The organism is Halorussus pelagicus (assembly GCF_004087835.1).
GTDB classification, from domain to species: Archaea; Halobacteriota; Halobacteria; order Halobacteriales; family Haladaptataceae; genus Halorussus; species Halorussus pelagicus.
This window is the reverse complement of sequence record NZ_CP035119.1, coordinates 51002-64145: the sequence shown is the minus strand read 5'-3', so window position 1 is coordinate 64145 and position 13144 is coordinate 51002. Positions and strand designations below refer to the sequence as shown.

Annotated in this window: 15 protein-coding genes; 6 read left to right on the top strand and 9 right to left on the bottom strand. The window is 66.1% G+C overall.

Annotated elements, in window-relative coordinates:
• Nucleotides 1-52: 52 nt before the first annotated feature.
• Both EP007_RS00355 and EP007_RS00350 read left to right on the top strand, forming a co-directional pair.
• On the top strand, nucleotides 53-502 hold the full coding sequence (locus tag EP007_RS00355; protein ID WP_128475757.1) for a DUF5799 family protein: 450 nt from the start codon (nucleotides 53-55) through the stop codon (nucleotides 500-502).
• Nucleotides 499-1215, top strand: a complete 717-nt coding sequence (locus EP007_RS00350) for a protein sorting system archaetidylserine decarboxylase (RefSeq protein WP_128475756.1) — start codon at nucleotides 499-501, stop codon at nucleotides 1213-1215. The genes EP007_RS00355 and EP007_RS00350 overlap by 4 nt, the downstream gene beginning before the upstream one ends.
• A 22-nt stretch (nucleotides 1216-1237) precedes the next feature.
• Here EP007_RS00350 and EP007_RS17230 read toward each other — a convergent pair whose 3' ends face one another.
• Nucleotides 1238-1393 (bottom strand): DUF7557 family protein, encoded by a 156-nt coding sequence (locus tag EP007_RS17230; protein ID WP_166035386.1) that lies wholly within the window; start codon nucleotides 1391-1393, stop codon nucleotides 1238-1240.
• A 222-nt stretch (nucleotides 1394-1615) separates the two neighbouring features.
• Between EP007_RS17230 and EP007_RS00345 the strand changes: the two genes are divergently transcribed.
• Nucleotides 1616-1849: a DUF7563 family protein gene (locus EP007_RS00345; protein ID WP_238398193.1), complete on the top strand. Its 234-nt coding sequence runs from the start codon at nucleotides 1616-1618 to the stop codon at nucleotides 1847-1849.
• Nucleotides 1850-1977: 128 nt separating this feature from the next.
• Here EP007_RS00345 and EP007_RS00340 read toward each other — a convergent pair whose 3' ends face one another.
• The 8 genes from EP007_RS00340 to EP007_RS00305 all read right to left on the bottom strand — a co-directional run bounded on the left by EP007_RS00340 (nucleotide 1978) and on the right by EP007_RS00305 (nucleotide 10773).
• On the bottom strand, nucleotides 1978-2991 hold the full coding sequence (locus EP007_RS00340) for an isocitrate/isopropylmalate dehydrogenase family protein (protein ID WP_128475755.1): 1014 nt from the start codon (nucleotides 2989-2991) through the stop codon (nucleotides 1978-1980).
• On the bottom strand, nucleotides 2988-3599 hold the full coding sequence (gene leuD, locus EP007_RS00335) for a 3-isopropylmalate dehydratase small subunit (protein WP_128475754.1): 612 nt from the start codon (nucleotides 3597-3599) through the stop codon (nucleotides 2988-2990). Before leuD ends, EP007_RS00340 begins: the two co-directional genes overlap by 4 nt.
• Entirely contained in the window at nucleotides 3596-5029 is a 1434-nt protein-coding gene (gene leuC, locus EP007_RS00330) for a 3-isopropylmalate dehydratase large subunit (RefSeq protein ID WP_128475753.1), read from the bottom strand. Before leuC ends, leuD begins: the two co-directional genes overlap by 4 nt.
• 60 nt (nucleotides 5030-5089) lie before the next feature.
• A complete protein-coding gene (locus tag EP007_RS00325; RefSeq protein WP_368408083.1) occupies nucleotides 5090-5443 on the bottom strand; it encodes a hypothetical protein in 354 nt (117 codons plus the stop codon).
• 2 nt (nucleotides 5444-5445) lie between these two features.
• Nucleotides 5446-6501, bottom strand: a complete 1056-nt coding sequence (ilvC, locus tag EP007_RS00320; protein ID WP_128475752.1) for a ketol-acid reductoisomerase — start codon at nucleotides 6499-6501, stop codon at nucleotides 5446-5448.
• Nucleotides 6494-7204 carry an acetolactate synthase small subunit gene (gene ilvN / locus EP007_RS00315; protein WP_128475751.1) on the bottom strand — a complete coding sequence of 237 codons (711 nt, stop codon included), beginning with the start codon at nucleotides 7202-7204 and terminating at the stop codon, nucleotides 6494-6496. Before ilvN ends, ilvC begins: the two co-directional genes overlap by 8 nt.
• Complete coding sequence (gene ilvB, locus EP007_RS00310) at nucleotides 7201-9027, bottom strand: biosynthetic-type acetolactate synthase large subunit (protein ID WP_128475750.1); 1827 nt, start codon at nucleotides 9025-9027, stop codon at nucleotides 7201-7203. Before ilvB ends, ilvN begins: the two co-directional genes overlap by 4 nt.
• Before the next feature lie 522 nt (nucleotides 9028-9549).
• Nucleotides 9550-10773, bottom strand: a complete 1224-nt coding sequence (locus tag EP007_RS00305; protein WP_208023581.1) for a LeuA family protein — start codon at nucleotides 10771-10773, stop codon at nucleotides 9550-9552.
• A gap of 435 nt (nucleotides 10774-11208) precedes the next feature.
• Here EP007_RS00305 and EP007_RS00300 point away from each other — a divergent pair, with 435 nt between their 5' ends.
• The 3 genes from EP007_RS00300 (at nucleotide 11209) to EP007_RS00290 (ending at nucleotide 13006) form a co-directional block, all read left to right on the top strand.
• Nucleotides 11209-11661: a ferritin-like domain-containing protein gene (locus EP007_RS00300; RefSeq protein ID WP_128475748.1), complete on the top strand. Its 453-nt coding sequence runs from the start codon at nucleotides 11209-11211 to the stop codon at nucleotides 11659-11661.
• A 141-nt stretch (nucleotides 11662-11802) separates the two neighbouring features.
• Nucleotides 11803-12501 carry a DUF7504 family protein gene (locus EP007_RS00295; RefSeq protein WP_128475747.1) on the top strand — a complete coding sequence of 233 codons (699 nt, stop codon included), beginning with the start codon at nucleotides 11803-11805 and terminating at the stop codon, nucleotides 12499-12501.
• A 199-nt stretch (nucleotides 12502-12700) separates the two neighbouring features.
• Nucleotides 12701-13006: a DUF5779 family protein gene (locus EP007_RS00290; RefSeq protein ID WP_128475746.1), complete on the top strand. Its 306-nt coding sequence runs from the start codon at nucleotides 12701-12703 to the stop codon at nucleotides 13004-13006.
• The last annotated feature ends 138 nt before the right edge of the window (nucleotides 13007-13144 follow it).

Sequence of the window (13144 nt, the reverse complement as noted above, 5' to 3'; positions counted from 1 at the left end):
CCAACGCCGAGTAGGAAAACCCTCATACTTCCTGCAACCTAACTGCTCGGACATGACCGAACGCGCGTGGCAGGACCTCATCGTCGGCGACCGGATGGCCGTCGATCAGGAGTTCGCACAGCAAGTCACGGACTCGCAGTTTTCTCGCCAGGAGTGGGGTCTCATCATGACCGCCGTCGAGTTCGAGATAGAGAACCCCGGCGACGACGACCGGGCGCGCCTCGTCGCCGACAGTTCGAAAGTCGAGCAGGTGATGCCCGAACTCGACAACATCCGCGACCAGATGAACTCCGTCGCGGGCGGCGGCGGTGGCGGTGGTGGCACCGGAGGCGGCGTCTTCGACTCCGTGAAGGACGCGCTGGGTCTCGGGGGCGACGACGGCGTGGACCAAGAACGCCTCGAAGCGGCCGACCGACTCACACAGGAGTACGCGAGCGAACTGCAAGAGCGCCTCGAAGCGCAGGGCAAGTGGAAACGCGTCCGAGAGGCGGCCGCCGAATGACGGGCGGAGAAGAGATCGAGGAGTCCGGCGACTCCGGCGGCCAGCGACCGCCGAACGCCTCGAACCGGTTCGCGCCGGGCGCGTGGCGCTACGCCTTGTTGGCGCTCGCGCTAGCGATTCCGGCCGCGCTCCGCTCGCGGTCGAAGCGGTGGACGCGCCGGTGGACGCTCGCGGGACCGCTCCTGAGTGCGGGTGCCCTGCTGTTCCACCGGGACCCCGACCGGACCTCGCCCGAATCCGGCGTCCTCGCGCCCGCGGACGGCCGGGTGTCGGTGATTCGGGACGAAGAACACGAGTCGGAGGACGGAAACGGAGAAGACGGGAGCGAAACCGACACCCGCGTCCGGGTCGGCGTCTTCATGAACGTCACCGACGTTCACGTCAATCGAGCGCCCCTCGGCGGCCGCGTCGAGTCGGTCGAACACGAACCCGGCAAGCACCGGCCCGCGTTCTCGAAGGAGTCGGACAACAACGAGAAACTGCACGTCCGGTTCGCCGACCACGACGTGACGCTTATCGCGGGCGCGTTCGCCCGGCGCATCCACCCCTACGTCGAACCCGGCGACGAACTCGAACGCGGCGAGCGACTCGGCCATATCTCGTTCGGCAGTCGCGTAGACCTTCTCCTGCCGCCCGAGGTGGACCTCGCGGACGTGGCCGTCGAGCGCGGCCAGACGGTCCGAGCGGGCGAGACGAAACTGGTCGAGCGGTAGGCGCGCGCGACGCCGGACGAGGTCAGTCGCCGCTGTAGTCGCCGCCGTGGAACAGCGTGCGCTCCTCGGCCTCGTAGATGTTGACGAGTTCGACGATGATCTCGTCGTAGGACTCGTCTTCCACCTGAAGACTGTCCAGACGCTCGATGGTCTCCTCGTCGAGTTCGATTGTGGGCATCACCACGAGGTATGTCACCAATCCTCTTAAGCCACCGGGCAGGGTCGGTGTGTCTCGGGGGCTTCGACGCGCCGACGACTTAAACCAGCGGTACGTTTTCCGAATCACCTGGATTCGATACCCCGCGTAACAGCCGGTTACCGGGGGCGCTAAGCGTTGGTTACGGGGGTGTAGGTACTGGATAACAAAGTGGATAGGATTGTGTGTATCTATCGCGCAATCATGACCACCACCGACAACAGACTCACCAACGGCGACGACACGATGGCCGAGAACCGCTGCCAGTCCTGTGGCTCGTTCGTCACGCGGGACTTCGCTCGCGTCTTCGGAAACAACCACAACGAGGTCTTTGGCTGTCTAGAGTGCATGACTGCGACAGAGGTCAAGAAAGGCGGCGCACGAGCGGACGAGGTAGATACGACGAACCTCATCGGCGGGCGTGACCCGCTCCGGTAACCGTTCGGGACAAATCCTGAATCATTGAGTGCTGCGAACACAGTACCGCCACAGCACCGCCACAGCACCGTCACAGCACCGTTACAGCGCCGCGTCGGTTCGATTCTCGATAGGTCGAAAGCCGCCAGCTAGAGCCTCGACAGCACCGCGTCGGTCACGTCTCTCGTCGTCGCGTCGCCGCCGAGGTCGGGCGTGTGTGGACCGGACGCCAACGTCCCCGTGACCGCGGCGCGCACGCGCTCGCCCGACTCGTCGTAGCCAAGATACTCCAACAGCATCGCGGCCGACAGCATCGTCGCGCTCGGGTTGGCGACGCCCTCGCCAGCGATGTCGGGCGCGGTGCCGTGGACCGGTTCGAAGAGCGCGCGCTCGTCGCCGACGTTCGCGCTCGGGAGGAGACCGAGACCGCCGACCAGTCCGGCCGCGAGGTCCGACAGCACGTCGCCAGCGAGATTCGGGCAGACGACCACGTCGTACTCCTCGGGGCGGGCGACGAGGTGCATCGCCAGCGCGTCCATCAGCGCGTCGTCGTAGGCCACGTCGAACTCCTCGGCGACCGACCGGGCAGTCTCCAAGAAGAGACCGTCTGTGGTCCGCATCACGTTCGCTTTGTGGGCGATAGTCACCGAGAGGTCGCGCTCGGCGGCGTACTCGAAGCCGTAACGGGCGATTTCTGCGGAAGCATCCTCGGTAACGACCCGTGTCAGAGTGGTCACGCCGGGCGCGATTTCGGACTCGTGGCCCGCGTAGACGCCTTCGGTGTTCTCGCGGACGAACACGAGGTCGGTCTCGGGATTCGGCGCGTCCACGCCGGGGTAGGCCCGGACCGGCCGGACGTTGGCGAACGAGTCCACCGCGCGCCGGAGTGGAATGATAACGTCGGCCGCGGTCTCGCCCGCCGCGCCGAACAGCGTCGCGTCGGCGGTCGCCGCGAGTTGCCGAGTCTCCTCGGGGAGCGCCGCGCCGGTTTTGTCTTTCACCGCGTCACCGGCCTCGGCTTCCACGAACTCGAAGTCGGGTTCGACGGCGTCCAGCACTTCGCGGGCCGCCGGAACGACTTCTCGACCGATGCCGTCGCCGGGAATCACGACGATTCGCTCGGGGTCGGCGGCGGTCGCGTCCGCCGAGTCGTTGTCGGTCATTCCGCACCCTCCACGTAGGGCAGGTCGCTCGCGGTCCGAGCGACCGCCTCGGCGTTCGATTTGAGGAGCGCCGTGGTGTCCCAGACGCCCTCGACCAGCGCCTTGCGCTGGGCGTCGTCGACCGTGGCGTCGATTTCCGTCTCGCCGTACCGGACAGTCTCGGCCGCCACGTCCACCTCGATTTCGGCGTCAGGATTCTCCTCGGCGTAGTTCTGAAGCGCCTCTATATCGTCCGCACTCGCGGTGACGGTCGGCACGCCGAGCGCGAGGCAGTTCCCCGCGAAGATTTCGGCGAAGCTCTCGCCGACGATGGCGTCGATGCCCCAGCGCACGAGCGCCTGCGGGGCGTGTTCGCGCGAGGAGCCACAGCCGAAGTTCGCGTTGACGACCATGACCGAGGCGTCCCGGAACCGGTCCTCGTTGAACGGGTGGTCCTTCGGTTCGTCTTTGTCGGTGAATCGCTGGTCGTGGAACGCGAACTGGCCGAGACCGTCGAAGGTCACGACCTTCATGAACCGGGCGGGGATTATCTGGTCGGTGTCGATGTCGTTGCCCCGGACCGGAATCCCGGTGCCAGAGGCGCGCTCGACCGTCTCGATGTCGGTCACGCTCGCACCTCCTCGGCCACGGCGGTCTCGTCGAGTTGCCGTGCGTCGGTCACTTCGCCGCGAATCGCGGCGGCCGCGACCATCCGGGGGTTCATCAGCACGGTCTTGCCGTCCTTGCTCCCCTGTCTCCCGACGAAGTTCCGATTCGAGGAGGAGGCGCTGGCCTCGTCGCCCTCCAGTTGGTCGTCGTTCATCCCGAGACACATCGAGCATCCGGCCCCGCGCCAGTCGAAACCCGCGTCCTCGAAGATTTCGTCCAGTCCTTCCGCCTCGGCGGCGGCCTTGACGCGCTGACTTCCCGGAACGACCAACGCCTTCACGTCGTCGTGGACCTCCCGACCCGCGACGAGACGGGCCGCGCGCCGGAGGTCCGGCAGGCGCGCGTTGGTGCAGGACCCGAGGAAGGCAACGTCGATGGGGTAGCCGTCCATCGTCTCGCCCGGTTCGACGCCCATGTGTTCTTGGGCGCGCCGGGCGGTGTCGCGCTTGTCCGCGGGCAGGTCCTCTGGTTCGGGAATCGGTTCGGTGACGCCGACGCCCTGTCCGGGCGTGGTGCCCCACGTCACCATCGGTTCGAGGTCGTCGCCGTCGATGACGACCTCGTCGTCGTACTCGGCGTCGTCGTCCGACGCGATAGACTCCCAGTAGGGTTTCAACTCCTCGAACGTCTCGGGGTCGTCCGCGAACGCGTCGGTCTCGGCCAACCACTCGAAGGTGGTCTCGTCGGGGTTGACGTAGCCCGCGCGAGCGCCGCCCTCGATGGACATGTTACAGATGCTCATTCGACCCTCCACGTCGAGGTTTTCGATGGCCTCGCCAGCGTACTCGTAGACGTAGCCGACGCCGCCGTCGGTGCCGAGTCGCCGGATTATCTGGAGAATCACGTCTTTGGCCTCGACGCAGTCGCCGAGTTCGCCCGTGACCCGAATCCGGCGCACGTCCTTCTTCTCCATCGCCACGGTGCCGGTCGCCAGCACGTCCCGAATCTGGGAGGTGCCGATGCCGAACGCCAGCGCGCCGAAGGCTCCGTGCGTCGAGGTGTGGCTGTCGCCACAGACCACGGTCATGCCGGGTTGGGTGAGTCCCTGCTCCGGGCCGATGACGTGCACGATGCCCTGATTTCCGGTGTCGGGGCTGGAGAACTCGATGCCCGCCTCGCGGACGTTCTCCTCCAGTTCGGCCATCATTTCCTCGGCCGCGCCCTCGTACGGTCGGTCGCGTCCCTCTGTCGGGACGATGTGGTCCACGGTGGCGTGGGTGCGCTCCGGATAGGCGACTTCGAGGTCTCGCTCGCGGAGCATCCCGAACGCCTGCGGACTCGTCACCTCGTGGATGAGGTGAAGACCCACGAACAACTGGTCCTGCCCGGTCGGGAGTTCCGTCACCTTGTGGCGCTCCCATACCTTGTCGTACAGGGTGGCGTCGCTCACGCGGACCACCCGCTCTGCGTCGTCGCGTCGGAAAAATCGGTTCCTACGTGCATCGATGGGTTACTCTTCGGATTCGACGGCTTCGGTCTCGCTGCCGCGCTCGAACACTCGGTCCACGCCCTCGCCGTGGGGCGGCGTGTGTTCCACGTCCTTCATCCGGTCGTCTCCGCTCGCCTCGCGGGACTCGTCGTCCTCCTCGCGGGCGTCCGCCTCGGAAGCGTCGTCGCGCGCTTCCCGGCGTCCGCCGTCGGCGGCCACTATCGGCCCGCGCTGAAACGGTCGGTTGACGGTGCCGCGGTCGGCGTGGGGATGAGTGTGGCTCACCGCGCCCATCGGGGTCGATTCGTCGTTGGTTCGGCTTTCGGCGTTCGAGTCGTCGGTTCGGGTCTGGGTGTGTCGGTCGTATCGGGTCATGGTCAGTCGTCTGCTGGGACTTTCTCGGAGTCGTTCTCGCTCGATTCTTCCTGCGCGTCCTCGGCCCACGCGAAGAGGTCACGCAGGCGCTCACCCACGTCCTCGATGTCGTGGTTCTTCTCGGCGATGCGGCGCTGGCGGTAGGACGGGCGTCCGGCCTGATTCTCGGTTATCCACTCGCGGGCGAACTCGCCGTTCTGGACCTCTTCGAGGACTTCCTCCATGTTCTCGCGGGCGCTCTCGTCAACGACTCGCTCGCCGCGAGTCAGACCGCCGTACTCGGCGGTGTCCGAGACCGAATCCCACATCTCGCCCATCCCGCCCTCGTACATGAGGTCCACGATGAGTTTCATCTCGTTCAGGCACTCGAAGTAGGCCATCTCGGGGCTGTATCCCGCGTCCACGAGCGTCTCGTAGCCCATCTTGATGAGTTCGGTGACGCCGCCACAGAGGACCGCCTGCTCGCCGAACAGGTCGGTCTCGGTCTCCTCGCGGAACGTGGTCTCGACCACGCCCGCGCGCGTACAGCCGATTGCCTTCCCGTAGGCGAGCGCCTGCTCCTTGGCATCGCCCGTGGCGTCCTGGTACACCGCCAGCAGGCCGGGCGTCCCCTCGCCGCTCTCGTAGTTGCGCCGGACGAGGTGGCCCGGCGACTTGGGCGCGATCATCGTCACGTCCACGTCGTCGGCCGGTTCGATTTGGCCGTAGTGGACGTTGAACCCGTGGGCGAACTGGAGGGTGTCGCCCGCGTCGAGTTCGTCCTCGATGTCGGCGTACACCGCTGGCTGAACCGTGTCGGGGACGAGGACCGAGACGACGGAGGCCTCACTTGCGGCCTCCGTCGGGGTCGCTACTCGCAGGCCGTCGGCCTCGGCGGCGCTCCGCGACGCCGAATCCTCGCGCAGGCCCACGATTACGTCCACCCCGCTGTCCGCGAGGTTCTGGGCGTGAGCGTGGCCCTGACTCCCGTAGCCGAGGACCGCGACGGTCTCGTCGTCGATGTGCGAACTGTCCGCGTCGTCGTCGTAGTAAACCGTGGTGTCGAATTCGTCAGTCATCGTTGGTGTCGGTAGGTGCGTTGGTCGTATCGTCTGCTGTACTCTCGGCGGACGCCGCGGGCGACTCGCCCGGCGTCGTCGGCGTGTCGCCCCGTGCCAAGGCGGTCTGGCCCGTCCGGGCGATTTCGATGATGCCGAACTGCCGGAAGGCGTCCACCGCGTCGTCTATCTTCTGTTGGTCGCCGGTGATCTGGACCGTGATGGTCCGGGGTCCGGCGTCGAGCGTCTGGCCCTCGTACATTTGGGTGATGGCGTGGACCTTGTCGGGTTCCTCGCCGCGGACCTTCAGCAGGACCAGTTCGGCGCGGACCGCGTCGTCGTCCAGTTCGCCCACCGCGATGACGGGCACCAGCTTCTCGACCTGTTTTTTGACCTGCTCGATGCCTGCGTCGGTCTCCTCGACGACCAGCGTGATGCGGGCGTGGCCCTCGACGGTCGTCGGCCCGACGGTCAGACTCTCGATGTTGAACTGCCGCCGGGAGAACAGCCCCGAAACCTTGGCCAGCACGCCGGGTTCGTGTTCGACCAGCGCGGAGACCACCGCGGTCCGAGGCTCCTGCTCGGCGTCGGTCGCGGTGTCGATGCGCTCGCCGTGGCGATTCCGCTGGCCGTCCGGCCGGGGTCGCTCCTCGGGATTCGGTCCTCGCAGTCCGGCGGTCTCGCTCTCGTTGCCCGTCTCGCTGGCGTTCTCGCTGTCGCTCATAGCTGGTCCTCCGAGAGCGCGAACTGTCCGTTTGCGCCGCCCGAGGGAACCATCGGATAGACGTTCTCCGCCGGGTCGATGCGGAAGTCCACGACCGAGGGACCGTCGTACTCCATCGCGGTCTCGACGGTGTCGGCCACCTCGTCGTACTCCGAGACGGCGAACCCGCGCGCGCCGAACGCCTCGGCCAGTTTGTCGAACTCGGGGCACCACGAATACTCGGAGGCCGCCCGCCGCCCGTCGAAGAAAGCGTCCTGCCACTGGCGGACCATCCCGATGTACTCGTTGTTCAGGACCGCGACCGTAATGTCTAGATTCTCGCGGACCGCGACGGCCAACTCCTGAATCGTCATCAACAACGAGCCGTCGCCCTCGAAGCTGACGACTTCCGTGTCCGGGGCGGCCATCTTCGCGCCGATTGCGGCGGGCAGGCCGTAGCCCATCGTGCCGAGTCCGTGACTCGACACCCACGTCCGTGGTTCGCGGTAGGTCCAATACTGGACGGCCCACATCTGGTGCTGGCCGACGCCGGTGGTGACGATGGCGTCGTCGTCGGTGGCCTCGTCCAGCGCCTCCACGACGAACTGGGGCTTGAGCGGTTCGTCCTCGGGGGTGGCGTAGTCCATCGGATAGTCGTCTGTCCACCGCTGGCACTGGTCGCGCCACTCCGCGCAGTCGGGCGCGCGCTCCATCTCGGCGTCCAACTGCGAGAGAACCGTCGCGGCGTCGCCGACGAGGGGCACGTCCGCGTAGACGTTCTTCGAGACCTCCGCCGGGTCGATGTCCACATGCAGGACCTCGGCCTCGGGTGCGAACGTCTCGACGCCGCCGGTCAGCCTGTCGTCGAATCGACAGCCGACCGCGAGCAACACGTCGCAGTGGGTCGTCGCCATGTTGGCGTAGCCCGTGCCGTGCATCCCGACCATCTCCATCGCCAGTTCGTCGTCCTCGGGGAACGCGCCGACCGCGGGCATCGAGGTGGCGACCGGAATCTCGTAATTGCGGGCGAACTCGCGGAGTTCGTCGCTGGCTTCGCCCTTGATCACGCCGCCGCCAGCGAGGATGACGGGTTTCTCGGCGCGTTCGAGCGTTCGCGCCCCCTCGCGCACGGCCGCGCCGTCGGCGACCGTCTGGGGATTGTACGTCTCGGGCGTCGTCGCTTCGCCCGGCTCGGCGTCGGTCTCGGCCTGTGTCACGTCCTTCGGGAGGTCAACCACGGTCGGGCCGGGTCGGCCTGCCCCGGCCAGCGCGAACGCCTCGCCGACCGTGTTGCCCACGTCGTCGGCGCGCTGGGCGAAGTAGTTCGTCTTCGTGATGGGGGCGGTCAGACCGGTGGTGTCGGTCTCCTGAAAGGCGTCGTTGCCCACGAAGTCGGTCGGGACCTGTCCGGTTAGCGCGACCATCGGGTCCGAGTCCATGTCGGCGTCCGCGATGCCGGTGGTCAGGTTGGTCGCGCCCGGCCCGGAAGTCGCCAGACAGACGCCCGGCGTGCCCGAGACGATGCCGTAGGCGTCGGCGGCGTGGGCCGCGGCCTGTTCGTGGGCCATCGTGACGTGGCGGAGGTCCGAATCGTACAGCGCGTCGTAGACGGGCATGATGGCCCCGCCCTGCACGCCGAACAGCGTCTCGGCCCCGGCGCGTTCGAGCGCGGTGACGACCGCGTTTGCCCCAGTCCGTGGCTTTTCGTCGCTCTGCTCGACTCCATCCGACTCGACGCTCGGTTCGGCCGCGTCGGCTTTCCGCTCGGTGTCGGTTTCCCTCCCGGTGTCGGTCTCCTCCTCGGCGTCGCCCTCGGAGAAGGCGGGGCGGGCGCGTTCACTCACGCCAACCGACCTCCGGCGCGGTTCGTCTGGAGCGGTTCGCTGGCGGTGCCTCTCGTGTTCTCGGTGTCGTTGGATTTGTCGTCACTGGTGGTCGAGCGCGTGCTAGTCGGTCGGAAAACGATTCGGAGTGCCGGGTCGGAGAAATGGTATTGTAGGGGCTCAAGCCCCTACGATAATCACGCGCTCGACAGTCTCGCCGCTGGTGGCCGGTGCGCTCGCGGCGGACGCCGCGAGCGCGCGTCGGGACGCGAAGCGTCCCGTGGCGCACGCAGTTGGTGACTGTCGCATCGTTACTGGAAACATACCGACCCGGACGCTGATAACCCTTTCCCGTGGCGCAACCATTGCGCGAACTTCGAGGTCCTGTCACACCGGGGGTTCGAGGTCGTCGCGCACGCGACGACCTCGACGCTCGCGGGCGTCTCGCACCGCGAGACGCCCGTTTCATCTGTGGCTCACGAGACGCCCGCATCGAACCCGCCGGGCGCGGCTGGCGAGGCGGAGCGAATCCGGAGGGAGTCATCAGGCGCGGACCTCCGGTTCTTCCTCGGCGACGCCGACCTCGCGGGCGAACCGTTCGAGGTCGGCGACCGTGACGCGGTTCTTTTCCGCGCCGTAGTCTTTGACCCGGCGGGTCACCTGTCGGACCTCGGCGTCGGTCGGCGCGAAGCCGCGGTCCGCCAGTCGCTTGCGGACCGAGTTCGCGCCGGTGTGTTTGCCGAGTACGAACTCGCGCTCGGCACCTACCATCTCGGGCGTCATGACTCCCGGCTCGAAAGTGTCGGAGTTCTCGATGACGCCCGCGGCGTGGATGCCCGACTCGTGGGCGAAGGCGTTGTCGCCCGTGACGGGCTTGTTCGCAGGAACCGGGACCTCGCTGAACTCCTCGACCATCCGGGAAATCTCCGTGATACCGGTCGTGTCGATGCCGGTATCGACCCCGTAGACCGACTCGACGGACATCACGACCTCCTCGTAGGCCGCGTTTCCGGCGCGCTCGCCGATACCGTTGATGGAAACCTGCGCTTGGTCCGCGCCCGCCTCGAATCCCGCGACTGCGTTGGCCGAGGCCATCCCGAAGTCGTCGTGGGTGTGAACGTCGATGCGCGCGTCGGTCCAGCTATCGACCTTGCCCACGAGGTCCGCGAACCGAGTGGGGGTCGCAACCCCGCAGGTGTCCGGGATGTTTATCCAATCGACGCCGACCGCCGAGACCGCTTCGACTACCTCCCGCAGGTAGTCCTCGTCGGTCCGGGTGGCGTCCATCGGGGAGAACATCGCCGTCGCGCCCGCCTCGGTCACGCGTTCGACCGCGTTCACCGAGCGCTCGACGACTTCCTCGCGGGTGGCGTGCATCGAATCCTCTATCTGCACGTCGCTGGTCGAGGCGAAGACGTGGACCATCTCGACGCCGGAGTCGAGCGCGGCCTCCACGTCCTTCTCGACCACGCGGGCCAACCCGCAGGTCGTCGCCGAGGTGTTCGCGGCGATGTCGCTGACCGCCTCGAACTCGGCGTCGGAGTTGACCGGGAACCCCGCCTCGATGACGTGGGTGCCCATCTCGTCCAAGGCGGCCGCGATGGTTCGTTTCTCGTCCCCGGAGAACGACGTTCGGGGGGCCTGTTCGCCGTCGCGCAGGGTCGTGTCGAAGACCCGCGCGGACTCGAACTCGCCGTTAGTTTTCAACGTGCCGTCGAAGAACTCGACCCGCCCGACTGGTATCGGACGAGTGCATGTCGTTGTCAGACATCGTACTCGGTGATGGAGCCGCTCTCCTATTTAAACGTACCGCTGTAACAGATTATTCACTCCGACTGACACACCGTCTCGGAGGGGTTGTTCACCGAAATCGCCCGACTAAAACGTCCTGTAATCGTCGGGTATTCCTTAGTTATCCTTATACTCGTCTCGTCAACCATATTTTTATCCCGGCTCTAAAACAGTTGATTTTCCAAATTTAACCTCAAATAGCTCTCGGGCGCGTCGAGACGACGCGCCCGTTGCTCTCGGTGAATCGTTCGAGACCACGGACCACGTTGGAGAATACTGTCGGAAGAATGACTTATTGTTGTCATCGGTGAACGACGCCGAAGGACGCTGACGGGGACGAGCCGCGAGACGGGTTCGCACGGACTGTCACCGCCGGAACAGTAAGAAGGCTGGCGGACGTAGTTCCGGTCGATGACGAACCAAGAGGTCACGGACCTGCTCAAGAAGGCGTACAGCGACGAAATCGAGACCGTAATGAACTACCTCACTAACTCCATCGTCCTCGAGGGCGTGAGCGCCGAAGAGGTCAAGGAGAGCCTCGAAACCGACATTCAGGAGGAACTCAACCACGCCGAGATGCTCGGCCAGCGACTCAAGCAACTCGACGAGCGACCGCCAGCCTCCTACGACTTCGAGGCCCGACAGGAGAGCCTCCAACCGCCCGAGAGCAGCACCGACGTACTGTCGGTCATCGAGGGCGTCCTCGACGCCGAGGAGGACGCCATCGAGACCTACCGGTCGCTCATCGCTGCCGCTGGCGACGAGGACCCCGTGACCGAAGACATCGCGGTCACCATCCTCGCCGACGAGGAGGCCCACCGGACCGAGTTCCGCGGCTTCAAGCGCGAGTACGACGAGAACTGATACTGTGCCGTCGCGGGTGATTCTGTTCCTCACTCGGCAAACCCTCGATAATATTTCGCGTACGGAACCCGGAAGAGACATCTATTCTCGCCCGACCGAATACAAAATTTTATTTTGACCCCGTTTGTGGTATGAGATGAGATGTCACTCCAGCGGGCACGCTTTCGCGGGGACTGTTCGACCAACGAGTTTCAGGAGGTGTTGAAACGGCTCAAACGCGACGGCTGTAACCTTCTCGTCACGGGTGCCGTATCTGAAGACGTGACCATCGAGGCGACGCGGACGCTGCTCGGCGCGCCGACCGCCGAGCGCAAGCGCATCCTCGCGCTGGCCGACTCCCAATCGGAGAACGTCCGCGAACGACTCCCGTCAGGCGTCGAGTCCGAGGACCCCGACGTGTGGCTCGTCGATCAGGAGACCTGCCAGCGGTCGGTGCCGAAAGCCGCCGAGAGTGCCGCCACGCACCTTCCGGCCGACGAGTCGGACCGGAGTCCGCTCGGGCGTCTGCGCGAGGAGATCATCCTCGCTATCGACTTCTTTGCCGACGCCGGACTGGACCCCTCTGAACTCCGGCTTTCGGTCTCGTCGCTCGGTCGCTTGACCCACGAACACGGTCCCGACCGCGTCGCCCGGTTCGTGCGCTCGGTCTCGGCGATGGTTCGCGGCGTCCACGGCATGGCCCACTACCACCTGCCGACGCCGGACGACGACGAGATGGTCGAACGACTCTCGGGGTTGTTCGACGCGCGCGTCGAACTCCGGAAGCGCGACGGCGTTCCCACCGAACAGCGCTGGCACGTCCCCGAACACGACCAGACGACCGAGTGGTTGCGTCTGTAGCCGATTTCCCGTCTCGAACGGTCTCGGACGGTCGTGGGACGGACCTCCTGTAACGGCGTCGATACCGGTCTCAACCGAGAACGCCCGCGTCGATTTCTACGCCTCGTCGGCCGAGCCTTCTGCCACCTTGGTAAAATATCCGATTAGCGAACGGACTCCGGGGGCAAGGATTTTGCCGGGGGAGTGCGAGCGAGGGCGTATGACCAGTGGGTTCGAGCTCGACCTCCAGATGGTCGAGCAGGAGATAACGAACGACGACGACGAGTCCGAGGACGCCGACCGGCGCATCGTCCTCGGGGAACTGGACGGGACGACCGACGAGCGCGAGTGGTTCGAGGTCATCGACCGCGGCAACGTCCTCGTGCTGGCGGTCGAGGGCGACCTGCCGGAACTGGCGGCCGACCTCGCGCCGCGAGTCAAAGAGCGGGGTGGGAACCTGATTCACTTCCGGAAGTTCCTCATCGTGACGCCCGACGACGTGAGCGTGGACACCGGGCGACTGTAGAACCGAGCGAGTTCCCGAACGGATTCGAGTGGTCCGGCACGACGAAGATACCGCCCGGTCCCGTAGCCCCAAAGGTATCAAGAATCTTTCTGTCGTTCTCCGCGTGGGGGAATCAGAATCAGTTCTTTGTCCGTCCTC